General features: G+C 38.0%; 27 protein-coding genes and 1 riboswitch. Of the genes, 11 read left to right on the top strand and 16 right to left on the bottom strand.

All coding sequences use genetic code 11. The features are described from left to right. Positions 1 to 324 precede the first annotated feature (324 nt). Positions 325 to 1,776 (top strand): YfcC family protein, encoded by a 1,452-nt coding sequence (locus tag NSS70_RS05700; protein WP_339194629.1) that lies wholly within the window; start codon positions 325 to 327, stop codon positions 1,774 to 1,776. Between the two features lie 101 nt (positions 1,777 to 1,877). Here NSS70_RS05700 and ytpR read toward each other — a convergent pair whose 3' ends face one another. From ytpR to NSS70_RS05675, 5 genes are all read right to left on the bottom strand, one after another. After that, complete coding sequence (ytpR, locus tag NSS70_RS05695; protein ID WP_340881051.1) at positions 1,878 to 2,483, bottom strand: YtpR family tRNA-binding protein; 606 nt, start codon at positions 2,481 to 2,483, stop codon at positions 1,878 to 1,880. After that, positions 2,480 to 3,298, bottom strand: coding sequence for a DUF1444 domain-containing protein (locus NSS70_RS05690; RefSeq protein WP_063386616.1), 819 nt, complete (start codon positions 3,296 to 3,298; stop codon positions 2,480 to 2,482). The genes ytpR and NSS70_RS05690 overlap by 4 nt, the downstream gene beginning before the upstream one ends. A gap of 33 nt (positions 3,299 to 3,331) precedes the next feature. Then, entirely contained in the window at positions 3,332 to 3,649 is a 318-nt protein-coding gene (locus NSS70_RS05685) for a thioredoxin family protein (protein ID WP_063386615.1), read from the bottom strand. 91 nt (positions 3,650 to 3,740) lie between these two features. Then, positions 3,741 to 4,262 carry a DUF84 family protein gene (locus NSS70_RS05680; protein ID WP_327855821.1) on the bottom strand — a complete coding sequence of 174 codons (522 nt, stop codon included), beginning with the start codon at positions 4,260 to 4,262 and terminating at the stop codon, positions 3,741 to 3,743. A 24-nt stretch (positions 4,263 to 4,286) separates the two neighbouring features. After that, positions 4,287 to 5,360: a M42 family metallopeptidase gene (locus tag NSS70_RS05675; RefSeq protein ID WP_063386613.1), complete on the bottom strand. Its 1,074-nt coding sequence runs from the start codon at positions 5,358 to 5,360 to the stop codon at positions 4,287 to 4,289. 145 nt (positions 5,361 to 5,505) lie between these two features. On the opposite strand from NSS70_RS05675, the gene NSS70_RS05670 reads away from it, so the two are divergent. Beyond that, positions 5,506 to 5,820: a PepSY domain-containing protein gene (locus NSS70_RS05670; RefSeq protein WP_063386612.1), complete on the top strand. Its 315-nt coding sequence runs from the start codon at positions 5,506 to 5,508 to the stop codon at positions 5,818 to 5,820. Between the two features lie 49 nt (positions 5,821 to 5,869). Beyond that, positions 5,870 to 6,652, top strand: coding sequence for an arginase family protein (locus NSS70_RS05665; RefSeq protein ID WP_339194622.1), 783 nt, complete (start codon positions 5,870 to 5,872; stop codon positions 6,650 to 6,652). Positions 6,653 to 6,771: 119 nt separating this feature from the next. Here the strand turns inward: NSS70_RS05665 and trmB are convergent, their stop codons facing one another. Then, complete coding sequence (gene trmB, locus NSS70_RS05660; protein ID WP_339194619.1) at positions 6,772 to 7,413, bottom strand: tRNA (guanosine(46)-N7)-methyltransferase TrmB; 642 nt, start codon at positions 7,411 to 7,413, stop codon at positions 6,772 to 6,774. A gap of 118 nt (positions 7,414 to 7,531) precedes the next feature. On the opposite strand from trmB, the gene NSS70_RS05655 reads away from it, so the two are divergent. Continuing rightward, complete coding sequence (locus NSS70_RS05655; RefSeq protein ID WP_063386609.1) at positions 7,532 to 7,810, top strand: YtzH-like family protein; 279 nt, start codon at positions 7,532 to 7,534, stop codon at positions 7,808 to 7,810. Here the strand turns inward: NSS70_RS05655 and NSS70_RS05650 are convergent. The 5 genes from NSS70_RS05650 to thpR form a co-directional block, all read right to left on the bottom strand. Further along, positions 7,794 to 8,588, bottom strand: a complete 795-nt coding sequence (locus tag NSS70_RS05650; RefSeq protein WP_340734404.1) for a phosphotransferase family protein — start codon at positions 8,586 to 8,588, stop codon at positions 7,794 to 7,796. The two genes, NSS70_RS05655 and NSS70_RS05650, sit on opposite strands and share 17 nt — an antisense overlap. Positions 8,589 to 8,786: 198 nt before the next feature. After that, positions 8,787 to 9,551 (bottom strand): NERD domain-containing protein, encoded by a 765-nt coding sequence (locus NSS70_RS05645; RefSeq protein WP_311067009.1) that lies wholly within the window; start codon positions 9,549 to 9,551, stop codon positions 8,787 to 8,789. Between the two features lie 24 nt (positions 9,552 to 9,575). Continuing rightward, positions 9,576 to 10,262 carry an LrgB family protein gene (locus NSS70_RS05640; RefSeq protein WP_340881050.1) on the bottom strand — a complete coding sequence of 229 codons (687 nt, stop codon included), beginning with the start codon at positions 10,260 to 10,262 and terminating at the stop codon, positions 9,576 to 9,578. A gap of 9 nt (positions 10,263 to 10,271) precedes the next feature. After that, positions 10,272 to 10,649, bottom strand: coding sequence for a CidA/LrgA family protein (locus tag NSS70_RS05635; RefSeq protein ID WP_311067008.1), 378 nt, complete (start codon positions 10,647 to 10,649; stop codon positions 10,272 to 10,274). 24 nt (positions 10,650 to 10,673) lie between these two features. Further along, a complete protein-coding gene (gene thpR, locus NSS70_RS05630; RefSeq protein WP_063386605.1) occupies positions 10,674 to 11,228 on the bottom strand; it encodes an RNA 2',3'-cyclic phosphodiesterase in 555 nt (184 codons plus the stop codon). Positions 11,229 to 11,354: 126 nt separating this feature from the next. Between thpR and cysK the strand changes: the two genes are divergently transcribed. The 3 genes from cysK (at position 11,355) to NSS70_RS05615 (ending at position 13,147) form a co-directional block, all read left to right on the top strand. Further along, the gene (cysK, locus tag NSS70_RS05625) at positions 11,355 to 12,287 is read left to right on the top strand and encodes a cysteine synthase A (RefSeq protein ID WP_340881049.1); all 933 of its coding nucleotides are present in this window, start codon (positions 11,355 to 11,357) and stop codon (positions 12,285 to 12,287) included. Positions 12,288 to 12,339: 52 nt separating this feature from the next. Continuing rightward, positions 12,340 to 12,440, top strand: a riboswitch (guanidine-I (ykkC/yxkD leader). Positions 12,441 to 12,497: 57 nt separating this feature from the next. After that, complete coding sequence (locus tag NSS70_RS05620) at positions 12,498 to 12,836, top strand: DMT family transporter (protein ID WP_339194609.1); 339 nt, start codon at positions 12,498 to 12,500, stop codon at positions 12,834 to 12,836. Further along, positions 12,833 to 13,147, top strand: coding sequence for a DMT family transporter (locus tag NSS70_RS05615; protein ID WP_130157144.1), 315 nt, complete (start codon positions 12,833 to 12,835; stop codon positions 13,145 to 13,147). Before NSS70_RS05620 ends, NSS70_RS05615 begins: the two co-directional genes overlap by 4 nt. A gap of 7 nt (positions 13,148 to 13,154) precedes the next feature. On the opposite strand, the gene pepV is transcribed toward NSS70_RS05615, so the two are convergent. Next, entirely contained in the window at positions 13,155 to 14,549 is a 1,395-nt protein-coding gene (pepV, locus tag NSS70_RS05610) for a dipeptidase PepV (protein ID WP_339194605.1), read from the bottom strand. A 160-nt stretch (positions 14,550 to 14,709) separates the two neighbouring features. On the opposite strand from pepV, the gene NSS70_RS05605 reads away from it, so the two are divergent. Both NSS70_RS05605 and NSS70_RS05600 read left to right on the top strand, forming a co-directional pair. Next, the gene (locus NSS70_RS05605) at positions 14,710 to 16,011 is read left to right on the top strand and encodes an NCS2 family permease (protein ID WP_063386600.1); all 1,302 of its coding nucleotides are present in this window, start codon (positions 14,710 to 14,712) and stop codon (positions 16,009 to 16,011) included. A 762-nt stretch (positions 16,012 to 16,773) separates the two neighbouring features. After that, entirely contained in the window at positions 16,774 to 18,135 is a 1,362-nt protein-coding gene (locus NSS70_RS05600) for an IS4 family transposase (RefSeq protein ID WP_094245809.1), read from the top strand. On the opposite strand, the gene NSS70_RS05595 is transcribed toward NSS70_RS05600, so the two are convergent. Both NSS70_RS05595 and NSS70_RS05590 read right to left on the bottom strand, forming a co-directional pair. Continuing rightward, on the bottom strand, positions 18,098 to 18,868 hold the full coding sequence (locus NSS70_RS05595; protein ID WP_340881048.1) for a trypsin-like serine peptidase: 771 nt from the start codon (positions 18,866 to 18,868) through the stop codon (positions 18,098 to 18,100). The genes NSS70_RS05600 and NSS70_RS05595 overlap by 38 nt on opposite strands. 508 nt (positions 18,869 to 19,376) lie before the next feature. Then, positions 19,377 to 19,643, bottom strand: coding sequence for a hypothetical protein (locus NSS70_RS05590; protein WP_066249485.1), 267 nt, complete (start codon positions 19,641 to 19,643; stop codon positions 19,377 to 19,379). 897 nt (positions 19,644 to 20,540) lie between these two features. Between NSS70_RS05590 and NSS70_RS05585 the strand changes: the two genes are divergently transcribed. After that, a complete protein-coding gene (locus NSS70_RS05585; protein WP_063386591.1) occupies positions 20,541 to 20,762 on the top strand; it encodes a DeoR family transcriptional regulator in 222 nt (73 codons plus the stop codon). Positions 20,763 to 20,941: 179 nt separating this feature from the next. Here NSS70_RS05585 and NSS70_RS05580 read toward each other — a convergent pair whose 3' ends face one another. Both NSS70_RS05580 and NSS70_RS05575 read right to left on the bottom strand, forming a co-directional pair. Then, entirely contained in the window at positions 20,942 to 21,688 is a 747-nt protein-coding gene (locus tag NSS70_RS05580; RefSeq protein WP_066249481.1) for a pseudouridine synthase, read from the bottom strand. A gap of 5 nt (positions 21,689 to 21,693) precedes the next feature. Further along, positions 21,694 to 23,307, bottom strand: coding sequence for a putative polysaccharide biosynthesis protein (locus NSS70_RS05575; protein ID WP_066249479.1), 1,614 nt, complete (start codon positions 23,305 to 23,307; stop codon positions 21,694 to 21,696). A gap of 208 nt (positions 23,308 to 23,515) precedes the next feature. On the opposite strand from NSS70_RS05575, the gene NSS70_RS05570 reads away from it, so the two are divergent. Next, positions 23,516 to 24,799, top strand: coding sequence for an NAD(P)/FAD-dependent oxidoreductase (locus tag NSS70_RS05570; RefSeq protein WP_340881047.1), 1,284 nt, complete (start codon positions 23,516 to 23,518; stop codon positions 24,797 to 24,799). The last annotated feature ends 8 nt before the right edge of the window (positions 24,800 to 24,807 follow it).

The following is a 24,807-nucleotide window of genomic DNA, read 5'->3' as shown; positions in this document are numbered from 1 at the left end:
TACAGATTGGAAGACTTTTTTGAAAATTCGTTGTTTTCGTTTTCTTATCACATTCAATAAGTTTTTATTAACTTCCCTTTTTCGCTCGTACATCCGATCCATACCTCTATCTCAATCAGCACTTTTTGAAAACTTAAATAATTTTATGTTATTTTTTATAACATGATTTCGTTTTTCAAATTAAAATAATTGTAAAATTTAATAGATTTTACAAAAAAATAGTTCATTTTCAGTGAAAATAACCAATGACAGAATAGCTACCACAAATTATTATGTTATAAAAATGAACATAAAGTGTCACAAACAGAGGAGGAGGGATAAAAAATGGAAGCTGAAAAAGGTGTAAAAAATGCAGCTTTTATTAATCAAAAACCACAATTGGAGAAAAAGAAATTAAGAATGCCTCATATTTATGTCATATTGTTTGTTTTAATAATTCTTGCTACAGCCGCTACTTATTTTGTACCTGCTGGCGTTTATGAACGTATTCCAGGACCTGAAGGAAGAACAACGATTGATCCAAACTCATTTGATTTTGTTGAAGCAGCACCTGTAAGTCCTGTTGAATTTATGATGGCAGTCCCAAAAGGATTAGTTGCAGCAAGTGATGTCGTTTTTTTCACTTTGATCATCGGCGGTACATTTGCCGTTATTCGAAAAACAGGACTTATAGAAATAGGAGTAGAGAAACTAGCAAAAACATTTGCTTCCAATGGTATTGTGTTAATTCCAGTTTTAATGACTGTATTCGCAATTATATGCAGTTTAATTGGAACGCAAGAACTTAGTTTAGTTTATATACCTGTAATTCTCCCCCTATTTATTGCTTTAGGATTTGATTCAATGGTGGCGGCGGCGGTTGCTTTAGTTGCAACTACTGCTGGTTTTATGACAGGCTTTCTTAACCCGATTAATACTGGTTTAGGTCAAAAAATTGCAGGACTTCCAATATACTCAGGTATAGAATTTCGCATAGCGGCTTTCGTTGTCTTTGTTTTAGCAGGAATGATTTACATTATGCAATATGCTAAAAAAGTTAAAAAGAATCCTGAAGCAAGCTTAGTATATAAAGACGATCATGCTAAAAGGAATATGTACTTCAATCAATCTGTATCCAAAAGGAATGAAATGAATAAAAAACAAAAAGCTGCTTCTTTTGCCTTGTTATCCTTTTTTGTCTTATTAGTGTACGGTGTTTTAACTCAAGGCTGGTTTATGTTAGAAATGGCTGGACTGTTCATTATAATGGGTGTGGTTGTAGGTCTGATCGCTGGATTAACATTAAACGATATTTGCGAAGCATTTAATGACGGTTTTCGTGAAGTTTTAGTTGGGGCAATCATTGTTGGTATTGCCAGAGCAGTATCAGTAGTTATGGAAGACGGACAAATAATGGACACCATTGTCCATACACTAGGAACGATAGTAGGCGAAATACCAGGAACATTTAGTGTCATCGGGATGTTTATTGTCCAAATGCTATTTAGCTTTTTAATTCCGTCAGGCAGCGGACAAGCATTAGTTACTATGCCGATTTTAGCTCCGCTTTCTGATTTAATCGGAGTTACGAGACAAACAGCTGTTTTGGCCTACCAATTTGGAGACGGGCTAGGCAACATATTATTTCCAACTTCAGGATATTTTATGGCTGCACTAGCACTAGCTGGAGTTTCATGGCAAAAATGGGTTCGCTTTTATGTACCATTATTTTTAATTTGGTTTGGATTATCTGCTATTTTCCTGATCACCGCTCATTTCATTCAGTGGAACGGTTGAATCATGATTTAAAATGAGTCAAAAATTAATAAATCATCATATAAAAAACACGCGGCAAACAAAATGTTTTCCGCGTGTTTTTTTGAAATTTTATCGCATTTTTACTTAAAAAACGGCTCCCCTGGCTTTCGACTATCTTCCAATACAAGAATCCCTTTTTCTTTTGGTGCATTGGGCAGGTTTAATTCTTTTGCCGAACAGATCATGCCGCTCGAGGAAATGCCTCTTAGTTCAGCTTCTTTTATCACCATTCCGCTTGGCATAACCGCTCCTACCTTTGCAACAACAACTTTTTGTCCAGCCGCAACATTCGGTGCCCCGCAAACAATTTGAAGCACTTCATCCCCCACATCGACTTTGCATACACTTAATTTGTCAGCGTTCGGATGCTTTTCTTTTTCCAATACATGGCCAACGACAAATTTCGGTGATAAATCCGCCTCCAGCTTATCTGAAAAACCGTTTTGCGCAATTGTTTGATTGGTCTTTTCCACCATTTCTGCCGTTACATCTAATTGGCCGTTTCCGTCAAGCGAAAAATAAGAAGTTGCCTGAAAAATGTTGAAGCCTGCTGTTTCATTAGTTTCAGCATCAAATATTTTTACAACATCTCCTTTTCTTTCAAACCGCTTCTGTTCATACGGTATATCTTTTAAAGAGATGATGAGTACATCGCCGATTCCTTCTTTATTGTAAAATACATTCATTGCTTGTCATCGTCTCCTTTCGTCAGTTTTCTGCGGTTTTTTGCCAAAATAAAGATCGGTTCGAGCTTTTTGTTTTCATAAATAAAGGATAAAGCCGTAATCGGCACCCTCCCATTTGTAAAAAAGCTCATCGTCAGCTGTGCCAGCACGTCATAACCCGTTTCATTTCGAATGTCGCCTATGATCAGCACGTCTTGATGAGGGACGCTGACAGTCATATCCCCTTGAACTTTTGATTCATATTCTTTTAAAATTGACTCATTTAAAATCCTGCTGGCATCGTAGCCGTCATTTGAATTAAAAAAATAAAAAACATTGCCTGCGACCTTATCTTCTTTTACTTTTGTCGGCAATGAACGCAAATTAAAGGCAGCCATTTCCTTCAATTGCTGGCGCGTCCAATTCTCCTTCTTCATCATCTGTTCATCAATTAGGCGATACGAATTTCCGAGATCAAGGGCATAATAAATTCGGGTCTCAGCAGTATGATCCTCAAAAATAAGAGGAACGCCATTCGACTCAACCGGAAAGGAAGTTGAGCGAATGACAGGATAAATCTGTTTTTCCTTGCCGCTTAATGCACCTTCATTTTTCATAGCTGAGAGAGACTCGGTTATGTAATAAACGAATTCATCAATCGCTTTTTCTTTTTTTTCGTTCCATTTTGAAATAATACCTGGCAAGGAGAGTGTCAGCCCTTTTTTCAATTCTGGATCTTCGATTCTTAACGTATCCTTTTTTCGATTAAATGAAAAGTGAAATGAGTAATCATTTAACTTCTCTTTTAACAATTCGACCATTTGTTCAGAATTCATAAGGCTGATCATCTCCTTTTTATTTTCTTTATATTAAAGATTTAAGCCATCTAAAAATTGCTGAACTTCCTCTTTTGTTTTCCGATCTTTGCTGACGAAGCGTCCGATCTCTTTTCCCTCGTTAAATGCGATAAAGCTTGGGATGCCAAAAACATTTAATTCTGCGCATAAATCGATATATTCATCCCGATCGACATAATAAAATGCGAACTGCGGATTCTCCTTTTCCAATTCAGGAAGATGCGGCTTAATAAACCCGCAATCTGGACACCAATCAGCCGAAAATACAAATAAAGCATTTTTTCCTTTCGTAAGCTCCCAAAAATGATCAACAGATTGAATGTTTTCCATCTCTAAAAGTCTCCTTTTATCTTTTTTCATTGGCATCGTAACAAATCTCAGCAAAAAAAGCTACTAACTCGCATGCCTGAGCCGATCAAAGTTAATTTTTTTTGGAAAATTGATATTGTCCTATTAACAGCTTCATGATATGTGCAAACATTTCTTTCCGGTCGATAAAGCCGTTTGTAAAGATTCCGATTGCTCCTTCTCGATGTCTCACATTTCTTTTTTTCGCATATGCATCCATTACATCTCCAAGCTCCAAGCCTTTTTTCAAAGGCTCAAGAAATTCATTCGGGAGCGGGATTCTCGCCCCTCCAGCAATATATTCATTTCCATCTTTATCAATTAATGCACCCCAATTGCATAAAAACAATCCGCGAGGTGTAACATCCACACCCCCCTCAAGACCAACCGAAAGATCCGGTTTAACTTTTTCAAAGACATTTTTTGCCCGATTTAATGCCCCCTGCAATGTTTCCTCATCGGAAAATGGCTGTGTTGAAACCCCGGATGGAACATCAACTGAGATGAATTCCATGTTCTTCTCTTCCAAAAGAGAAAAGGTCTCCTTCACCGCATTGATTTTCGCCAGGTTTTTCGATCCGATTGCGACATTCATTTTTGCCCTCCGGAATGTTTTATGTTAAACGTTTTGCTTAATTTTTTCAACAGTGGATCGATCGCAAGCTTTTATGAGCTTCACAAGCAATTCTTTTGCTGCTAAATAATCATCGACATGGATCATCGAAGCATGAGTATGAATATATCGGGCGCATATTCCGATTACCGCTGAAGGCACACCGCTGCCAGAAATATGTACTCGGCCTGCATCTGTTCCGCCTTGGGATGTAAAATATTGATATGGAATATTGTTTGTTTCAGCTGTGTCAAGAATAAATTCCCGCATTCCCCGATGAGTGACCATTGTCCGATCATAAATTCTCAGCAGAACTCCTTTTCCAAGCTGACCAAATTCGTTTTTGTCCCCGCTCATGTCGTTGGCAGGACTCGCATCCAATGCAAAAAAGATGTCCGGCTTAATCAAATTGGCGGCCGTTTGCGCTCCCCTTAACCCTACTTCTTCCTGGACAGTCGCTCCAGAATACAAAACGTTTGGCAATGTTTCATCTTTCACTTCTTTCAACAGCTCAATGGCCAGCCCGCATCCATACCTGTTGTCCCAAGCTTTTGCCAAAATTTTTTTCGAATTAGCCATCGGCGTAAACGGGCAGACCGGAACAATTTGCTGTCCTGGCTTGATTCCTATGGCTTCCGCATCTGAGCGATTATCAGCGCCGATATCAATCAGCATATTTTTAATCTCCATCGGCTTTTTCCGAACTTCCTCATTGAGCAAATGCGGAGGGATGGATGCGATCACGCCGATCACCGGACCGCGTTCAGTTATAATTTGCACGCGCTGCGCCAGCAAAACCTGACTCCACCATCCTCCCAGCGGTTGAAAGCGGATCATTCCATTTTCTGTAATAGATGTGACCATAAAGCCTACCTCGTCCATATGGCCTGCAACCATTATAGTTGGTCCATCCTCACTGCCTTTTTTCACTCCAAAAATGCTGCCGAGTTTGTCTTGAACGATCTCATCTGCATATTTTTCTAGCTCTTTGCGCATAAATGAGCGAACAGCGTGTTCATTGCCTGATGCACCCGGCAGCTCTGTTAATGTTTTAAATAAATCCAACGTTTCGTTGTTCATGTTTATATCCCCTTCTTTAGCTTAATTTAGACCATCACGTACACAAAATATGTATAAACTTATTTTAGCGAATGATGAATGTATATTCCACAAATGTAACAAAACTGCGTTATACTAATAGTAAATTGTTTAAGGAGGGAAGATTGTGAAATGGAAAAATTTCCTGATCGGCTTCGCAGCAGGGATTGCCGTCGGATATGTATTAAAAAACGAATATAAAAAGCCGTTTCTTTCGCCGGAAAAAGCACTTGAATCGGTGAAAAAAGCTTTTAAACAAAAAGGCCCGATCAACGGATCCTGGATTTACACCATCCCGCAAGATTATGAAAAAAATGATATATCTTATAAAGTGTATGAGGCAGGAATCAGCCGTTTTTATAAAGGGAAAACTGAACAGTTTGAAGTTATTGTCGATGCATCGAGCGGAACCATTTTACATGTAAATCAGCTTTCCTCTTAACAAGAAACAGAGAAAACAAATTTCTTTGTCTCTTTGGGGAGTGAAAAAAATGGGGATTGTTAAAAAAGGTGTGACGATTTTACATTTTGATGAAACATACCATTATCAAAGAAAATTACAATCGTATTCTCACGAATGCATTGATTTCACTGATTTAGAAGGAACCCGGCTGTTTTGTGACGGACAATCGTTAAAAGTAATAAAAAGAAAGCTGTTGAGCCGCAAGCAAAAAGGAATTACGTTCATCGGCAGCGGCGATTATCACTATGTTACATATCTCCTGTTGAATGAAATAAAACTTCCGTTTACCCTTCTTCTATTTGACCATCATACAGACTTAGACGATTCTGCAATCGGGAGGAACATGCCAATTTCTTGCGGCTCATGGTTATCTTTTGCGCTAAAAGACAATCCTTTTTTAACAAAAGCCATTATCATCGGTCCAAAATGGACAGAAAAACAAGAAATAGAAAAAGTCAAGGTCATCCCGTATACACCTGAAAATCATCCGTATATTTTACAACAAATTCAACAAATACAAAATGATTTTGTTTATATTAGCATCGACAAAGATGTTTTAAAAAAAGGGGAGGCGGTGACAAACTGGGACCAAGGTACAATGAGTGCTGCGACATTGCTTTTTTATTTGCGGACAATATTAAATGAAAAAAAAGTGATCGGCCTCGATGTTTGCGGCGAGGCGCCGCGTAAAAGACTGGCTTTCTCTTTTCTCGAAGATCGAATGATGAATAAAAATGAAACGATAAATCTGAACATTTTAAAAATGTGCTTACGGAATCCTCACGTGTACGAAACAAATCAATTCCCCTAAAGTTTTTGCTTAAGTAAAAGACTGAAGAGTGCAGAAGATTCATCCCTCGAAAATTCCATTTTTTATCAAAAAAACATCCCGCACACTATCGTGCAGGGATGTTTGTCTTTACCGAATTTTCACTTTCGCAATTTCACTTCCGCCCTATAAATCTTTTGTCCTTTTTTGGAAAATTTCTCTTCGTATTCCGTCATTACATTGTCTGTAAAATCACTTTGGTGAAGATCTAAACTTACCCATTTCAATAAAAATCCGTATTCGGAAAAACTGACAAGCGAATATTCAAACAGCCTTTGGTTATCCGTTTTAAAATGAATTTCACCTTCATCAGCTAAAATGCTCTCAAAAATGGAAAGAAAGGAATGATGTGTCAAGCGCCGCTTCGCATGGCGTTTTTTTGGCCAAGGATCTGAAAAATTTAAATAGATTCGCTCAACCTCGCCTTTCGCAAAAATTTCAGCTAACTGGCTCGCATTTATGTTCATAAGCTTTACATTCGGAAGTTCCTCTTCTTTTAATTTTTTTAAAGCCGAGACGAGGACGCTTTCCTGAAGCTCAATGCCGATATAATTAATATGCGGATTTTGCTTCCCCATACCGACAATAAACTGTCCTTTGCCGGTGCCGACTTCTATATGAACGGGATGCTCATTCCCGAACAAATCGTTCCATTTCCCTTTCCATTCAAAAGGCTGCTGTATAACAAATTGGGGATGATTTCTTAAAAAATCTCCGGCCCAAGGCTTATTTCTTAAACGCATATTCCACCTCTGTTTATTTTTTTACTATGTCAAAAGAGCCGTATACTGAACGGCTCTTTATTGTATAGAAATCGAAATGATGTATATTCTAATCAATAAAGAAATGGGGTGAGAATGAATGCAATTGAATTATCGTGATCAACTGATGCTTCTGAAAGATATTTTATCTGAACATGAAAGTGAATGCTGCGGATCAGTAGCGGAATATGAGCAATTAGAGCGCCTCATTCGGTCATTAATGGCCAATGCTGAAGTTAATGATCAGTTAAAGCAATCGCTTGAAACAATATATACTTATTGCCAAAACGGGAAAAATTCCAGCGATATAACCGATTTTATCGCCTCACATCAAGGGCAGTTGACTCAATGGCTTGAGGATATCAATGCCCTTTCCTAAGCAAAGCATTTAAAAATTCCAGCTGCTCCGCCATTTCTTTTTCATTGTTTTTCTTTCTCAAAAAAGAGATGGACAAAATGACTTGAGCTAACATATACCAATGCATGCGAACTTTTAAATCGTCCGTTAAATCAGCTCCGTATTTTTTCAGCCATTCATCCCATTCACTTTCATGAATGTAAGTATATAACAGCATTCCTAAATCAATCGCCGGATCGGCAATCATTGCTCCATCCCAATCGATTAAATACAATTGGTTGTCCTCAGATAAAAGCCAGTTGTTATGATGAATATCACAATGGCAAACAACAGCTTCTTTATGCTGCACCTCTGTCACGTTTTGTTCCAAATAACATAGTGCTTGTCGAATAACCGGAAGCTCCAAAAGCTCCAAATCCGCTGCTTTTTTTACATTTTCGAGCAGCGTTTCAGGCGAGAGCGGCTCTTTTCCTAAACGTTTTAACATATCAAGTAGTTCGTACGACCGATGGATTTTCTTTAGGAGCTCCGCAACGTGCTCGTTTTTCATATCTTTCGGTTTTAAACCGCGCCCGTTTAGCCAATGCTGCGCCGTAATCACATCACCGTTTTCCATTCTTTTCGTCCAAACGAGCTTAGGAACAATTCCTTCCGCTGACAAAACAGCTAAAAACGGCGAAGAATTGCGTTTTAGGAACAGTTTTTTTCCATTTTTTTCAGCATAAAAGGCTTCTCCTGTCGCTCCTCCTGCCGGAGATATTTCCCAATCGCTACCTAATACGTCTTCCAACCAATTCACCTTCAATTTCAAGCCCACATTTCGTTAGTAGATTCACCCTGCGCAATAAAAAAGACAGCTATTGAATTGAATGAGATGTTTCCAATAGCTATCCATAATAAATTTTATCTTCTAACAGTCTTTTTCGTCAAGAAAAAGTAAAAACATACCCTCATACTTCCATAAAGAACAACATGTAATCGAACATTTTCAAAAAATTCATTCATTAAATCGTTTTACCGCATTTGTTGCACATGATGCTAAAAGAGCCTTTACAGCTTTTAGTTGCATATTTTTAAAAGGAGAAGGCTGGCGCCGCATATTTTGAAACCAGTCGTCGTAGCTTCTCACATCAATTATTTCAATATCTGCCGGCAGCTCTGAAGCATGTATATATCCCGTTCTGTTTAATAATATTTTTCGAATTGGAAAGTCAACCTCCGCATTTGATAAAATCTGTTTTACTATATTTGCTGTCCGCTCCAATCCGATAATGGGAGATAATATTTTTTTCTCGCCTTGATCGTCCCGTTTCAGCCAAAATTTCTGTTTTGTACCGATTAATACGTTGTTTTCTTTATATTCTAATGCGGTAAGGCATACGACATCTGTTGGCCGAATGATGATAATTTCTCCTTGGACAGAGGCTTTTTTAATAAGAAAAACCGGATAATACATGACAAAATAAGTGTCAGGAAACCGCTGCAAAAAATATTTGAGCAGCGAATCCTTTTCAAAAGCTTCATCCATCGGGGAAATTTCCCGAATGGTAGAGCTTGCCCATACAAGCTGGGAGTTGAAAATCCGATCTAAAAACAATTGTTTTTCACTATCTAAGGTTGAATGAGCAAATTGGATACTCTCAAACCTTTTTTTAATTTCTTCCCACTGTTGTTTTTTCAAGCGGATAAATTGATTGGCATAACGATTTAGATCTATTTCATACCTTGATATATAATCCTCCATTTTAATCAACTGAGCCAAGATCGCGTCATCTCCTCTTTATCTCTACAAAAATAGCTGAACAACGTACGGGCAGATAATGGAAGCAAATATAGCGCTTAACGTCATCGAAATCGAACCGATTGCTCCTTCCAGACTGCCGTATTCTGCTGCCCTCGCTGTGCCAATTCCGTGGGAAGCTGTACCATATCCGATCCCAATAGCAATTGGATGATTTATGCGAAGTAATTTCAATAAATAAGGTCCAAACATCGCACCAAATATTCCTGCTATCATGACATAAACTGCAGCAAGGGTAGGATTACCTCCAATTATGTCTGTGATATCCATAGCTATCGGCGAAGTGACCGATTTGGGTGCAAGCGAAAGAATCAGTTCCTTATCTATTCCGAATAAAACAGCCATCATAATTCCTGAACACAGCCCGATAATCGTGCCGACGACAACGCTCAAAACAATTGATACAGCGTACTTTTTCAATGTTGATCGATGCTTGTACAGCGGGAATGCCAGCGCGACTACGGCAGGGCCTAGAAGCTCATCAATCCATTTTCCTCCATACATGTACGTATGATACGAAATATGAAATGTAATCAATAAACTAATGATGACAAATGTTGAAGTGGCAATCGGAACTAATAATGGAATATGGATTTTATTGTACAATTTAACCATTAGCCAATAAATCAGCACTGTAGCAAGTATCATTAAGATGGAGACTATTATTTTCATAAGCTTTGATCACTCCCATTCTGCCCAGCAGCCTGCTTTTTTTTTGGCAGCGGTCATCTGGCTGACGAAAGATGAAATGGACATCACCAGCACCGTGCTAATAATGACAATGAATACTGTCAAGATACCTTTTGATTGGAACAGCGAAAAATATTCCATCACCCCAACTGTCGCAGGAATAAATAAAAGGGCAAGATGCTTGACTAAAAAAGAGCACCCGTCTTTCACTAAATTTTGAAAAGGCTCGTAATGCAAAAGAGCGAAAAGAATCAACATGCCTATAATGCTTCCTGGAATCATTAAATGAAACAATTTTTGAAGGAACGTGCCAATAACATAAATGACATACAACAAACCTATTTGCCATATCAAATTAAATATTTTCAATTTTTTTACCCCTTACTCCTCTCATTATCCTCCAAGTGGAATTTGTTTGATCGCTTCATATTTAGGCGTTTGGTCAATATTCGTTTGGAATAAAGTAACAGAACCCACATGAAAATGTTCGTTTAACAAATATGGGGCGCTTTTCTCCTCCAAGGAAAATGAAAGCTGTCCTTCCCATTTTCTGGCGACAGTAATATGAGGTCTAAACGGACGTTCATCTAAAGAGAAATCGAAAGCTTTGCACGTATTATAAACTTCATTTCGCAACTGGTATAATAACTCGTTTTCTTTCACGCCTACCCATAAAATTCGCGGATGTTCCCGTTTCCCAAAAATTCCTGCCTCTGAAAGTTCAAGTGAAAAAGACGGAATTTTCCGGCAGGGCTCAAGCAAGCTTTCTGACAGCAAAGCAAGCCTCTTTGCATCAACATTCCCTAAAAACACTAATGTTACATGATAGTCAAAAGGATGGACGTAACGCGAAAAGTGCCACCGATCTTGATTCGCTGATATCCATTTTGTAATACTTTTTGCCGTTTCAATCGGAACATCCAATGCAAGAAAATAATGTTTTTGCATTTTTTTCTATCCTCACTTTCGAACATATTGTAGCAAAAACTGCGCATTCTTTGTATATCCGAGTTTTTCTGTCCGTATAAATTATGATATGATATGGATGGACTATATCAAAAGGAAGTGTTTTGAATGCGCGTAGTTCATAATATCGCTGATTTAATAGGAGAAACTCCATTAGTCAAATTAAACAGAATTAGCCCGAAAAACGGCGCAGATATTTATGTAAAGCTTGAGTATTTTAATCCTACCCGCAGCGTTAAGGACAGAGCTGCTTATAATATGATCGTAGAAGCTGAAAAACAAGGTTTGTTAAAACCGGGAGCTACAATTATTGAACCGACAAGCGGCAACACTGGCATTGGGCTCGCCATGAATGCGGCCGCCAAAGGATATCGGGCAATTATTGTCATGCCGGACACCATGACAGAAGAACGGATCAATTTGCTGAAAGCATACGGAGCTGAAGTTGTATTAACGCCTGGGGACGAGAAAATGCCCGGTGCGATTAAAAAGGCGCAAGAACTGGTAAAGGAAATACCGAACAGCTTCATACCGATGCAGTTTGAAAACCCTGCCAACCCAGATGCCCACCGGAAAACAACAGCTTTAGAAATTGTCGAAACAATGAAAGAAATAGGAAAACCGCTTTCCGCTTTTGTTGCAACGTCTGGAACAGGAGGAACAATCACCGGCACGGGAGAAACGTTAAAAAAATATTTTCCTGAGATGACCATTCACGTTGTCGAGCCTGCTGGGTCACCTGTTTTATCCGGGGGCAGTCCTGGCAAGCATAAACTTGTCGGAACAAGTCCTGGCTTTATCCCTAAAACATTAAACACGAACATTTATGATGAAATACACAAAGTGAAGGACGATGAAGCGTACGAAATCACCCGCAGACTCGCCAAGGAAGAAGCTATATTAGTGGGACCTTCATCAGGTGCTGCATGTTTTGCCGCAATTCAAGTTGCAAAAAGATTATCTCCTGATGATGTTGTCGTGTGCATGACGGCTGATACAGGCGAACGCTATTTATCAAGCGATTTGTTCTTATTTGAATAACCGTTTATAAATTGCCTTCTTGCTGTTTCTGTGAGATAATTGAATCTAATTATGTAAAGTTTTCTAGGGTTCCGCAAGTGCCGTTCGCTTGGACTGGTCCGAGAGAAAACGCACAAATTGCTGTGTACACGGAAGGATAAAAGCCTGGGAGAATGACCTTATGGTTTCTCGCAGGCTTTTTTGATTGTGATGGAAAGGGGGAATTTGTTTATGAATTGGTTTTTAATCGTTGTTTCGGCGATTTTTGAAGTGGCGTGGGTCATCGGCTTAAAGCACTCAGACAATGTTTTGGAATGGATGCTAACCGTGATCTCTATTTGCATAAGTTTTTTGCTGCTTCTTTATTTAACTAAACAACTGCCGACAGGAACAGTATATACAATATTTGTCGGACTCGGCACTTTAGGAACAATTTTATGTGAGATTATTTTATTCGACGCCCATTTCAGCCCGATGAAAATGGTATTTATTTTGTCGCTAATTTGCGGAATCATCGGGCTGAAATATCAAACAAGCAAATTGGAAGCAAAAGAAGGTGACAAATCTTGAGCTGGATATTTTTAATTATTGCAGGATGCTGCGAAGTCATCGGCGTAACAGGATTAACAAAAGTGAACTCGTCGCCAAGCTTCTCATCCTTCTTTATGCTAATTGGCGGATTTATTTTAAGCTTATATTTTTTATCGCTTTCGATGAATGAAATTCCGATGAGCATTGCCTATGCAGTCTGGACAGGTATCGGCACTGTCGGCAGCACGCTCGTCGGCATGTATGTATTCGATGAACCGAAAGACAAATGGAGAATAACATTTATCGCCTTAATTATCGTTTCTGTTATTGGGCTGAAGCTAGTAGACTAAAGGACACTTATTTGGCTAATTCATAAATCGCTTGAGCGTAGATGGCTGTCGCTTTTAACAGGTCTTCGATATAAATGTATTCGTCTTTTTGATGAGCGATATCTTCCCTTCCCGGAAACAACGGACCAAAGGCGATTCCTGCCTTGAGAGATCTGGCATAAGTGCCGCCGCTGATGGAGATGAGCTCCGCTTTTTGCCCTGTTTGCTCTTCATACACTTTTTTCAATGTTTGAATAAGCGGATGATTTTGTTCTACGTAATGGGGAGCTGAATCGGAAAAGTGAATAAGCTGGCAACCAGCTATTTTTTCTAGTTTTTCTTTAATCTCGCTCCCTTTTTTTGTTACAGGATAGCGGATATTAATGCTAACGGTTTTCTCTTTCCCCTTTTCGTAATGAATAATTCCGACATTCACCGTTAACTCACCGCTTACTTCATCTTGTGTTGAGATATCCAGCTTTTTCCCTCTTGTATCTTGATAAAAATAACGATTAATCCAATCAACAAAGCCTTTTCCTTCGCCATCCAGCGGCAATGCTGACAAAAAATTCGCCAAATATATCCCGGCATTTTTTCCGTTATCAGGCTCCATCGCATGAGCGGATATCCCTTCAAGCTCGGCGACTGCACCTTCTTCATTTTGATACATTCGACCTTTTAACTGTGATGCTGATAAAAATTGCTTAAAGCTTTTTTCAACCTCTGAGAAATTTTGGACATTTCCAAGCACAGCTTTCGCAAAATCAGGAACCATGTTAAACCGTCTGCCGGAAGAAAAGCTTTTTAACACATATTTTCCTGCTGCATGTTTATTCACGCTATTCACCGAAAACACTGCATCGATTATCCCTTTTTCTGCATGAATAATTGGAAAATCAGCATCTGGCGCAAATCCGATGTCAGGCATTTCTTCATGCTTAAAGTAATGATCGACACAGCGCCAGTCACTTTCTTCATCAGTGCCAATGATCATTCTCACCCGCTTAGATAACGGAAGACCTAATTCTTTTACAATTTTCATGGCGTAGTATACTGCCATCGTCGGCCCTTTATCATCCAACGCACCGCGGGCATATATTTTCCCATCATGGATCGTTGCGCCGTAAGGATCAAATGACCAGCCGTCCCCTTCTGGCACGACATCAACATGGCAGAGGACGCCGACGATTTCCTTTCCTTTTCCCATTTCAATATGACCGGCATATCCGTCTAAATTTTTGACTTGAAACCCGTCTTTTTCCCCTTTTTGCAAAAGATGTTCTAACGCTTGCTTAATTCCTTTGCCAAACGGTGCTCCAATTTGTTTTGTTTTTTCATCGAGCACACTTTTGATTTGTAGAAATTTTTGTGTTTCTAAAATAATTTCTTCTTTTCTTTTTAACACTTCATCCATCCAGTTCATGATACGTTCGATCCTTTCTTTCTCTTATTATTTAAGTGTAACATAAAGATTCTCTTTTTTTTCAGCAAAAAAAATGTGGTTGTCTTCTTGCAAAAAAGTCAAAAAACGAATATTATATATATGTTTTTATAAAATGTTCGTATTTAATTGGAGGTATCATATGTTTAAACTAAAAGAACACGGAACAAATGTTAAAACTGAAATTATTGCCGGTTTAACCACCTTTTTAACAATGGTATATATCGTTGTTGTCAACCCAATTATCTTATCGGAAGCAGGCGTTCCGTTTGATCAAGTGTTTACAGCGACAGTTGTTGCCACGATCATCGGTACTTTATGGATGGCGCTTTCGGCAAATTATCCGATAGCGATCGCTCCAGGTATGGGAATGAACGCATATTTTGCCTATACTGTTGTTGGGGCGGAAAAAGTTAATTATGAAATTGCCTTTTCAGCAGTATTTCTTGCAGGCATCCTGTTTATTATTCTTTCGCTAACTCCGTTTCGTAAACAAATAATCGAAGCCATTCCAAGCAATTTAAAAAATGGAATTACCGCCGGCATCGGTTTATTTATTGCGTTTATCGGACTAAGATTGACCGGGCTGATCACCGATCATCCGCAAAATTTAGTGACTCTTGGGGATCTGCATTCTCCTTCCGTCGTTCTCGCTCTTGTCGGCCTTGCTATAACTCTTATCTTAATGAGCTTGAATGTTCATGGTGCACTTTTTATCGGAATGATTTGTACCGGTATCATCGCATTTTTTACCGGACAATTATCGTTTGACCAAGGAATTGTTTCAATTCCAAAACTGCCGGAAGGCATTATAATCGCCAACCCGATTGATGCAATTGGGGATGTGATTCAACATGGTTTATTTGCAGTCGTCTTTTCCTTTTTATTAGTGACCATTTTTGACACAACTGGAACAATGATCGGCGTTGCCAAACAAGCAGGTTTAATGAAAGGGGATGAAATGCCGAACGCACGCAAAGCCCTTCTAGCTGACTCAATAGCAGCAACAGCAGGCGCTATGCTCGGAACAACTCCGACGAGTGCTTACATTGAGTCTTCTTCAGGAGTAGCTGCTGGCGGTAGAACTGGATTGACAACTTTAACCGTTGCCGTATTGTTTGGTGTTGCTGCATTTTTCAGTCCGATCGTTGCTGCTGTGTCCGGCATTTCAGCGATTACAGCACCTGCGTTAATTATAGTTGGAAGCTTAATGATGGGCTCAATTGCCGAAATTAATTGGAAAGAAATTGATGAAGCATTTCCGGCCTTTTTAGTCATTTTAAGCATGCCGCTTACATCAAGTATTGCAACTGGAATTGCGCTCGGATTTATCTCTTATCCTCTCATGAAAGTCATGAAAGGAAAATGGAAAGAGGTTCATCCATTTTTGTACATTTTCGCCGTACTATTTTTCATCCAGCTCTTTTTCCTGGGAGGTCATTAATTAAGAGGCTTTCCCAAAAGGAAAATCGATAATAATAAAAAATGGATATCGGGCTTTTGAAATTGGAGATGCCTCTCTAAGCTGATATGAACCCCTTAAGGTAGAGCAATTTGTTTTGCCTTAAGGGGAGTTTTTCTATGTATGTCATCCATTCTAAAGTGTCTTTCTATGTATTAAGATTGGACGCAGGCTGCACCTCTATATAGTTGGAACGAACTATTAAATTTGTGGAGCATTAATCATCATAAGGATCTGTCTAGAAATTCAAGTCCTATTATTGAAAATAAAAGTCATAAACGTCGATAGGATTGTCAATAATCCGTACAAACGACTTTTTAGGTAGCCACAGTTAAAATATCACCATGATCGTAACGGTATGAGGTGTAGGTGAACAAGAAAAGGAACGTCCATAAATTTGTAAGTGTGTAAGGGGATCAGAAGAGATAAATGACTTTATTACCGAATAAAGCATAATCTGAGATATTCTATTGAACGTTACACAAAATTCTTGACAGTACCTTTATTTGCAATTTTTTTATTCCCTTCCTATTTTTCTTCTAAATTTTTATTTATAAAATTTTTCATTACCTTACTCAACTTTCTCACAGTAAATTGGATTTCTAAGCCTTACGGTTAATGGGTTTGTTGGTTGTTTCGAATACTTCTTGACATAAAAATTTGCAAAAAAAAACACCTCAACTTTTGGTATAGTTTAATTGTCCAGAAAAAACATTACCAAAAGCAGGTGAGGTGTCTCTTATTATGATAACGAATAACAGACTGAACAATCAACTACCAAAAGAAGTAAAAGCTATATTTGATGAACTTGAAATCTTAAAATATTTAAGGAAAGTGGGAATTAACAAGGGTTTCGGTTATTCCTGCGCCTATTTATTCCAGCTAGTTTTTAGTTTAGTTTTTGAAGGCAAAAATTTGTTTCGACTTCTTCAAAGTAAAAAAGCTAAAGATTTGCCGGAAAAAAACGCTATTTATCGCTTCTTAAATAACCCTCAATACAATTGGCGCAGGTTTTTACTTGTTTTGAGTACTTTCACCATTATGAAGGTAAGTAGTTTAACGAGACACGACCGTCCGAAAGTGCTGATCGTGGACGACTCATCTTATGAACGAAATCGCAGTAAAAAGGTTGAACTGCTTGCTCGCTGTTTCGATCATTCTTCTCAAAAAATGCGTTATTACAAAGGATTTCGTATGCTTACACTCGGCTGGTCAGATGGTGCTACATTTTTGCCTATTGATTTTGCTTTATTAAGCTCTACGAATTCCCAAATCAATGGGATTGATAACCGAATCGATAAGCGTACATCCGGTTATAAGCGGCGTGTCGAAGCTTTACAAAAAGCGCCGGAAGTTATTCCCAATATGATTAAACGGGCACTTTCTCAAGGAATCGATGCCTCATACGTTTTAATGGATACATGGTTTACCCAACAGCCTTTGATCAAGTCCATTGTGGATCAAGGGTTGGATGTTATTGGAATGGTGAAGGATACAAAACAAAGATATCAAGTGAACGGTGAATGGGTGAGCCTAAAAAAACTATACCAAACAGCTAAACCATCACAACATCAAAAGGGTATTTTGCGCTCTATTCACACAACGATGGCAAATGGCGTACCTGTTAAAGTGGTATTTGTCCGTAATCGTAATAAAAAGAGACAGTGGCTAGCTATTTTGAGTACAGACTGTACTTTATCGGATCAAGAAATCATTCGTATTTATGGGATACGTTGGGATATTGAAGTATTCTTCAAAACAGTCAAATCCTTATTGAAACTCCAAAAAGAGTTCCAAGGAAGATCTTATGATTCCATGATCAGCCATACCACTATTGTGTTTACAAGGTACATTGTTTTGTCTTGGCAAAACCGAGTAAGTACAGATTATCGAACATTAGGCGGCATTTTTTATGAACTTTGTGATGAAATCGATGAACTAGATTGGGCCTTTGCACTTCAACTACTCATTGAAATTCTTGAAGATGCACTTCAAAATGTAAATCAAAAGATTAAAAAATTCATCGAAAGTCAATTACGTAAATGGATTGTAGTTTTGCCTAATTATATCAAGGCTTATTTACCAAAATTGAGCTGCGAAAGTTGAGTACCTTATTTACCTTAATTCCTCCATTTAAGCCATTCGTTCTGTAACTTCCTATATGTATTCCTATAACTTCATTTTTACTATTTAAAATCGGAGATCCCGATTGACCTGATGTCGTATCTATATCATAATAAAGATTAAAGATATCTTCGCTCAATACCCTTCCATTCATTTCATATTGTGAGACTGTACCAGTTTCCTCCAGTTTATCAACTGGATAGCCAATAACTTTAATAGGCTTTCCTTTGGTATACTTAATATTTTTAATATCCAACTTTTCTATGTTTTGCCCAATGGGTTTATCTAATTTGATAATGGCATAATCAAATTTAGAATTCCCTGAATGAATATATGGTTCTGGAACAATATATTCTATAGAATCTGCAGATTCAAAAGGAAATTCATCCTTATTTACTCCTGGATATATTGTACTATTTCTATAAAACTGTTTTGTGTCTGGATTATATACACAATGGGCTGCGGTCAAAACCTTATCATCGTCAATAATCGTTCCTGTACAGATTGAGTCAAGAGAGTATATGAAAGAAATAGATGAGTAGGGTTTTTTTTCTGAATTTTCTACTTCAGATCGTTCATCTTTCCCAATAATTGAAAAAGGAGTAATGATTGTATTAATGTTTCCTTCTTTAGCACCCGCATTAATATTGTTATTAAAGAGAAAAATAAATAGAATAGTAAATTTTAAAATAAAAAAACATCGACTATTTTTCATTTTATAAATTCCTTTCACTTATTTGTATTTTGGGATTGCTTATCTTCTCTTTCTATCATTTTCCCAATTGTTCCAATTCCCAAAAAACCAAAATACATAATTGTATAAAAAATTATCTCTGTATCAGAATAGAATTTAACAATATTCATACGTGGTACTGTAATTTTCATATAAAAAATAAATAATGATAACTCGATTATGTGAACGATGAAAATTCCTCCAATTTTATTAAACCCCGTATAATTAACAATAGTTTCCAATAAGATACTTAAAGGAATAAGTAAGATAAATCCAGCAAGTACATTCAAAGATAAAAATATTGGTCCATAAAAACTTAAAAACTCGAAACTAACAATTATACTCGCTACATACTGTAAACCCATTATGAAACATATAATGATAATTAAAACAATTACTATAAATATAGGAACTAAAAAAAAATCTTTTTTCATGTCAACAATTAAAAGCAGAACAGTTGACTGTTCTGCTCCCTCCTTATTTCTTAAGTTTATAATAGAAATGAAACGATAATTTTAGCAATATCATCTGCAACATCTTCTGGTATACCAGCTTTTTGAAGACCTTTAGATATTCCGCTTTCTGTTGTTTTTTCTGCTTTTTCCAGTCCATCGGCTATTTTTAATCGATATTTTTTTATTTTATTAGCTGCTGATTTGCTTAAAGGTGCGAGAGCTTTCTCAAGTACCCATCCACCTGCTCTTAATATTGATGCAAGAACTTTTAATTTAGCTTCTTCATCGACTGAATCTTTCACTACTTTAGATGTTGCTATTTTAGTTGTCTTACTATGAGTAGCTGCCGATGCTCCTATTGGTCCAATTCCTAAGATTAATATACTAAGACTTATTACTGCAGTAACACTTTCGATTTCATAATTTTCATTTTCTTCCCCCTTTCTTTTTAAAATTTTAAAAATTCTATATTATTTTTACCTGAAATTATAACATATAATACCAATAATGTAAATATTTTTCTAATAGCACAACATTAATACTGCCAATTCATCTCTTTATCCATATCCTCCTATCTCAATAAAAATCTATACTTATATCGTAACACGTATCGAGATTGTTCGAGAAAGTTTCACCATCTTAATAGGGCTTATCGTGTTCGTTCTTCTATGCCAAACGCACATTTTTCCTAGACAACAATGTTACATTTTATTTGTATTCTTACTGTAAATGTTATCTAAGTAGTAAAAAGAAATATATCATCATTGAAGTATTTTTATGCATAAGATTTCCAACATTTGTAAGGTTAGTTCCTTTCATCTTTTTTATGATCATCAATTTTGACAGCAAAAATTTGCCTTTGTTCATACAACGTTTTTTATTTGCATCTGTATTGCTTAGACAAAGATAATTTGTGAATTTTTGAAAATCTAATCACCAATGGAACCTTTTTTACCGGTTGAAGGAATCATCACTTCACTATTTGTCTATTCGACTGGGGTCAGTTCAAGCTGTTAAATCGGCCTATGAGAGGTAAGTATTGTAAATATTATGTGAATTTTATGAACACACTGGAAAGTTTACATGTAAATTGTGTATAATGGAATTGTACCACTTTAGGAGTTTGACATCTAATGCATGGACATTGAAGAGTATGTAGGTTTGTGATTTCGATGCATTAAATGATAGGGAGTGGTTTTTTGAAACCTTCAACAAACCGTATGCTAACCCGAATCAAATCCGTCTACATGTTCATTCATGAAAGGGGTACAGTAACAACTCAAGAGCTTGTCGATGAATTTGGTATTACCCCCAGAACGATTCAGAGGGATTTAAACGTGTTAGCATATAACGATTTAGTGCACAGTCCTGCAAGAGGAAAATGGGCAACAACTAACAAGAAGGTCAAGATGTCATCCTAGCTACTAAAAAAAGAAAATTTGGTTATTCGTTCACATACATATATGGGGCTGATCCAAAAGTTACATAACTTTTGGTCTCAGCCCCTTTTTGTCTGCTGTTGCAAGCAATTTCCACCTTTTTCGGCGCCAGTTTGTCCGCCTTTTTAAAAAACGGAAGTTCAATTTGAACGTTTTTCAAACTACAAAGGAAAATCGGCTGAATCGCCCGGCTGCCCTTGAATCGATCGCAGTTGTTCTAATTCTTCTTTTGTCAGTTCTCGATATTCCCCTGTTTGCAATGTTTGATCTAGTTCAAGCGTTCCCATTTGGATTCGTTTTAAATATTTCACTTTTTTTCCGACAGCAGAAAACATCCGCTTAATTTGATGGTATTTCCCCTCCGTTATGGTGACAAAAACTTCAGAAATGTCGTCTGCCTTAATAATTTCAAGCAAGGCAGGCTTTGTAACATAACCGTCATCAAGTTTTACACCTGCTTTGAACCGCTCGACATCTTCCTCTGTCACTAGACCAATAACTTCCGCAAAATATTTTTTAGGAACATTTTTCTTGGGCGATGTTAATTGATGGGCAAGCTGTCCGTCCGATGTTAACAGCAATAGCCCTTCGGTATCTTTGTCAAGCCTGCCGACAGGAAAAGGATTATAGCGAAGATCTTCCGGATCAAGCAAATCGACCACAGTCTTTTGGACGTTGTCTTCTGTAGCAGATAAAAAACCAGCTGGCTTGTTCATCATGAAATAAACATGTTCTTTGTACAACACCTGTTCACCGTTAATGATGATTTCTTGTTTATTCGGGTCGACATTTGTTTTCGGATCCGTCACCACTTCTCCATTAACATGAACGGCCCGTTCCTTTAGCAGCTTTTTTACTTCTTTTCTGCTGCCGTAGCCAGCATGTGCTAATAGTTTATCAATACGCATATTATCTACCCCCTTTCCTTCCTCTTACTTAAAAATCTAGTTCCAAAAATAACTTTTAGGAATCCTGATTGCTTAGCCAGCCAAAAATACGAGCCTGCTCCTAATAATGCAGCAATTCCAACCATGATGGCGGCATTTGTTTTACTTGCATGGTAATCAAAAAAGACAGTGAAGAGAGAGGAAAACGCTACAACGACAATTGACATACAGATGACCAAAATTCCCGTAAATATTGTTCTTTTCCAAAATCTTTTATACGAGTAGCCTGTATGACGGCGAATCATCATTAATCCGTATATGAGCGAGCCAAGAAACCCGATCGCAGTTGCCATAATCGAACCGTATGCACCAAACTGCGTGATAAGCCAGCTGTTTAAACAAATTTTTAGCAGAAGACCGAATGCAAGGCTGATGACAGCCAATTTTTGTTTATTAATCCCCTGCAAAATGGCGGCTGAAACAGTGAAATAAGAAAAAAGCAAAGCGATCGGTGCATAGGCAGCTAAAATGCTCGCACCTGTTTCATTGTCATTATAAAAAAACATGTAGATTGGTTCGGAAAGAATAATGATCCCAATGGATGCAGGGAGAACGAGAAACATTAATGTTTGAAACGCTTGGTCAATTTGTCTTCTAACAAACGGAAAGTTTTGATTCGTGAACGCATTTGTAATGGCCGGCACGAGCGTTAAGCCAAAAGCAGTTGCTAAAGAAACAGGAATCATGACAATTTTATTCACTAAAAAATTGACCATGGCATATAATTCTTGCGCTCTTTCGCCTTCTCCCGCCTGAATCATAGCTTTATTAAACGTAAAAGAATCGACAAATTGATATAAAGGAATAGCTAGTCCGACAAATACAAACGGACCGGCATACCTGAACACCTCGAGAAACATTTGCTTCGTGGAAATGCCGGAAGGTTCAATTTTGTTCTCCTGCATCGCCAATAAGGAATTTTTTCTTTTCATCCAATACAAAAAAAGGACGAACAGCCCGCCGATGGCGCCAACAAAGGCGGCAAATGTCGCATAACCCACCGCTGTAATGATATCGCCATGTAATACTTTTAAAATGATATAGCTGGAAACAAGCAAAAAAATGATGCGCACTAGCTGTTCTATTACTTGGGAAACGGACGTCGGGCCCATCGACTGATGCCCTTGAAAAAAACCTCGTATTAAACTCATGATCGGAACAACTATAAGCGCAAGGCTGACCATTCGTATAACATATGTGACATCCTCAACTGTCACACCTTGCAGCTCCTGTTGGCCAAGCTGGTGTTCCGCAAAGAAAGGCGCAGTCACAAATAAAATAAAACAAGTGAAAATTCCTCCAAGAAGCATAAACAGCATCCCAGATCGAAACATTCTGCGGCTTGTCTCGTAATCACCAATGGAATTATATTTTGCGACAAATTTTGAAATGGCCATAGGAAATCCCATTGTCGCAATGCTTAAAAAAATCGTATACGGAACATATCCATATTGATACAAAGCACTTCCCGTTTCTCCAACCAACGCGAAAAACGGAATGACATAAATCATTCCTAAAATCCTTGAAATATATGTACCTAATGTTAAAATAAACGTCCCTCTTAATAATTTATCCGACATCTTTTGCTCACCATTGTTTCTAACAAAAATTTTCAACTATAACATTTTACCACATTCACTAGGAACTAAGATATAGTCATCACTCATTGAATTCAAAAATTCATCTTTTTATAATGATATAAGACTAGGATGTAGACGAAACTAGGATCAATCTAAAAGTACGAATAAATTGGACAAGCAACATCAACATCTTAAAGGTTGTGAGAATATGAATTATGATGTAGCAGTAATTGGAGGGGGACCATCTGGATTGATGGCCGCCATCGCCGCCGCTGAAAACGGAGCGAACGTGCTGTTAGTCGATAAAGGAGAAAAATTAGGAAGAAAGCTGGCGATCTCCGGTGGCGGACGGTGCAATGTGACAAATCGCCGGTCAATTGAAGAAATTATCAAAAATATTCCCGGCAACGGACGATTTTTGTATGGCGCTTTTTCGCAATTTAATAATGAAGACATTATACGCTTTTTCGAAAACCTTGGAGTTCGTTTAAAAGAGGAAGACCATGGCCGGATGTTTCCAGTATCAAACAGAGCTCAAGACGTAGTCAATGCGCTACTTTCCGAACTGAAAAGGCTGAACGTTACAATTAAAACAAATCATCCGGTTGAAAACATCGAATATAGTGAAAGCAAAGTAAAAGGAATCTGGTTAAAAAATAAAACCTTTATTCCTGCCAAAGCTGTTATCGTAGCTGTAGGAGGAAAATCTGTCCCTCATACCGGAAGTACTGGAGACGGATACGTGTGGGCAAAAAAAGCCGGTCATACTGTGACGGAATTATTTCCAACTGAAGTTCCGATTACTTCGAATGAACCGTTTATCCGAACAAAACAATTGCAAGGCCTGTCGTTAAGAGATGCGGCTTTAAGTGTGTTGAATCAAAAGGACAGACCAATTATTACGCACAAAATGGATTTTATTTTTACCCATTTTGGCGTATCAGGTCCAGCTGCACTAAGATGCAGCCAATTTGTTGTAAAACAATTGAAAAAAGAAAAAACGGTGACGTTGTCAATTGACGCTTTTCCTACTGAAAATGAAGAAAATCTTTTTCAGCATATTTTGCTTAAATTGAAAGGCGAACCGAAAAAGGCTGTTAAAAATGTATTAAAAGGTCTCTTGCCTGAACGATATTTGCTATTTTTGCTGGAGGAATCCGAAATCGATCATTCGATGACATATTCCCAGCTTTCAAAAGATAAGCTGCGCCAATTTGTCCGCTTAGTGAAAGATTTCCGCTTCGAAGCAAACGGCACGCTCCCAATCGAAAAAGCGTTTGTGACCGGCGGAGGCGTTTCTATAAAGGAAATCGATCCAAAGACGATGGCCTCTAAACTAAAGAACGGGCTTTATTTTTGCGGCGAAATATTGGATATTCACGGCTACACGGGCGGCTACAACATCACGGCTGCGCTCGTAACAGGACGGCTAGCAGGCTTGTACGCAAGCCGTTACGTAGAAAAGGGCGAACCGATAAGTCAGGGGAGCTGACTTTTGGG

It is taken from the genome of Aeribacillus sp. FSL K6-2848 (assembly GCF_038004325.1).
GTDB classification, from domain to species: Bacteria; Bacillota; Bacilli; order Bacillales; family Aeribacillaceae; genus Aeribacillus; species Aeribacillus composti.
The sequence above is the reverse complement of the archived record's forward strand: the minus strand, read 5'-3'. Positions and strand labels throughout refer to the sequence as shown.

Coding starts and splice junctions, on each gene's coding strand:
- NSS70_RS05640 (WP_340881050.1), bottom strand. CDS start 10,262: ATGAAAATAATAGTCTCCATCTTAATGATACTTGCTACAGTGCTGATT.
- NSS70_RS05605 (WP_063386600.1), top strand. CDS start 14,710: ATGTTTAAACTAAAAGAACACGGAACAAATGTTAAAACTGAAATTATT.
- NSS70_RS05665 (WP_339194622.1), top strand. CDS start 5,870: ATGGGGATTGTTAAAAAAGGTGTGACGATTTTACATTTTGATGAAACA.
- NSS70_RS05685 (WP_063386615.1), bottom strand. CDS start 3,649: ATGGAAAACATTCAATCTGTTGATCATTTTTGGGAGCTTACGAAAGGA.
- NSS70_RS05595 (WP_340881048.1), bottom strand. CDS start 18,868: ATGAAAAATAGTCGATGTTTTTTTATTTTAAAATTTACTATTCTATTT.
- NSS70_RS05700 (WP_339194629.1), top strand. CDS start 325: ATGGAAGCTGAAAAAGGTGTAAAAAATGCAGCTTTTATTAATCAAAAA.
- NSS70_RS05570 (WP_340881047.1), top strand. CDS start 23,516: ATGAATTATGATGTAGCAGTAATTGGAGGGGGACCATCTGGATTGATG.
- pepV (WP_339194605.1), bottom strand. CDS start 14,549: ATGAACTGGATGGATGAAGTGTTAAAAAGAAAAGAAGAAATTATTTTA.
- NSS70_RS05575 (WP_066249479.1), bottom strand. CDS start 23,307: ATGTCGGATAAATTATTAAGAGGGACGTTTATTTTAACATTAGGTACA.
- NSS70_RS05655 (WP_063386609.1), top strand. CDS start 7,532: ATGCAATTGAATTATCGTGATCAACTGATGCTTCTGAAAGATATTTTA.
- NSS70_RS05620 (WP_339194609.1), top strand. CDS start 12,498: ATGAATTGGTTTTTAATCGTTGTTTCGGCGATTTTTGAAGTGGCGTGG.
- NSS70_RS05680 (WP_327855821.1), bottom strand. CDS start 4,262: ATGAATGTCGCAATCGGATCGAAAAACCTGGCGAAAATCAATGCGGTG.
- ytpR (WP_340881051.1), bottom strand. CDS start 2,483: ATGAATGTATTTTACAATAAAGAAGGAATCGGCGATGTACTCATCATC.
- NSS70_RS05580 (WP_066249481.1), bottom strand. CDS start 21,688: ATGCGTATTGATAAACTATTAGCACATGCTGGCTACGGCAGCAGAAAA.
- NSS70_RS05675 (WP_063386613.1), bottom strand. CDS start 5,360: ATGAACAACGAAACGTTGGATTTATTTAAAACATTAACAGAGCTGCCG.
- NSS70_RS05600 (WP_094245809.1), top strand. CDS start 16,774: ATGATAACGAATAACAGACTGAACAATCAACTACCAAAAGAAGTAAAA.
- trmB (WP_339194619.1), bottom strand. CDS start 7,413: ATGCGTTTAAGAAATAAGCCTTGGGCCGGAGATTTTTTAAGAAATCAT.
- cysK (WP_340881049.1), top strand. CDS start 11,355: ATGCGCGTAGTTCATAATATCGCTGATTTAATAGGAGAAACTCCATTA.
- thpR (WP_063386605.1), bottom strand. CDS start 11,228: ATGCAAAAACATTATTTTCTTGCATTGGATGTTCCGATTGAAACGGCA.
- NSS70_RS05690 (WP_063386616.1), bottom strand. CDS start 3,298: ATGAATTCTGAACAAATGGTCGAATTGTTAAAAGAGAAGTTAAATGAT.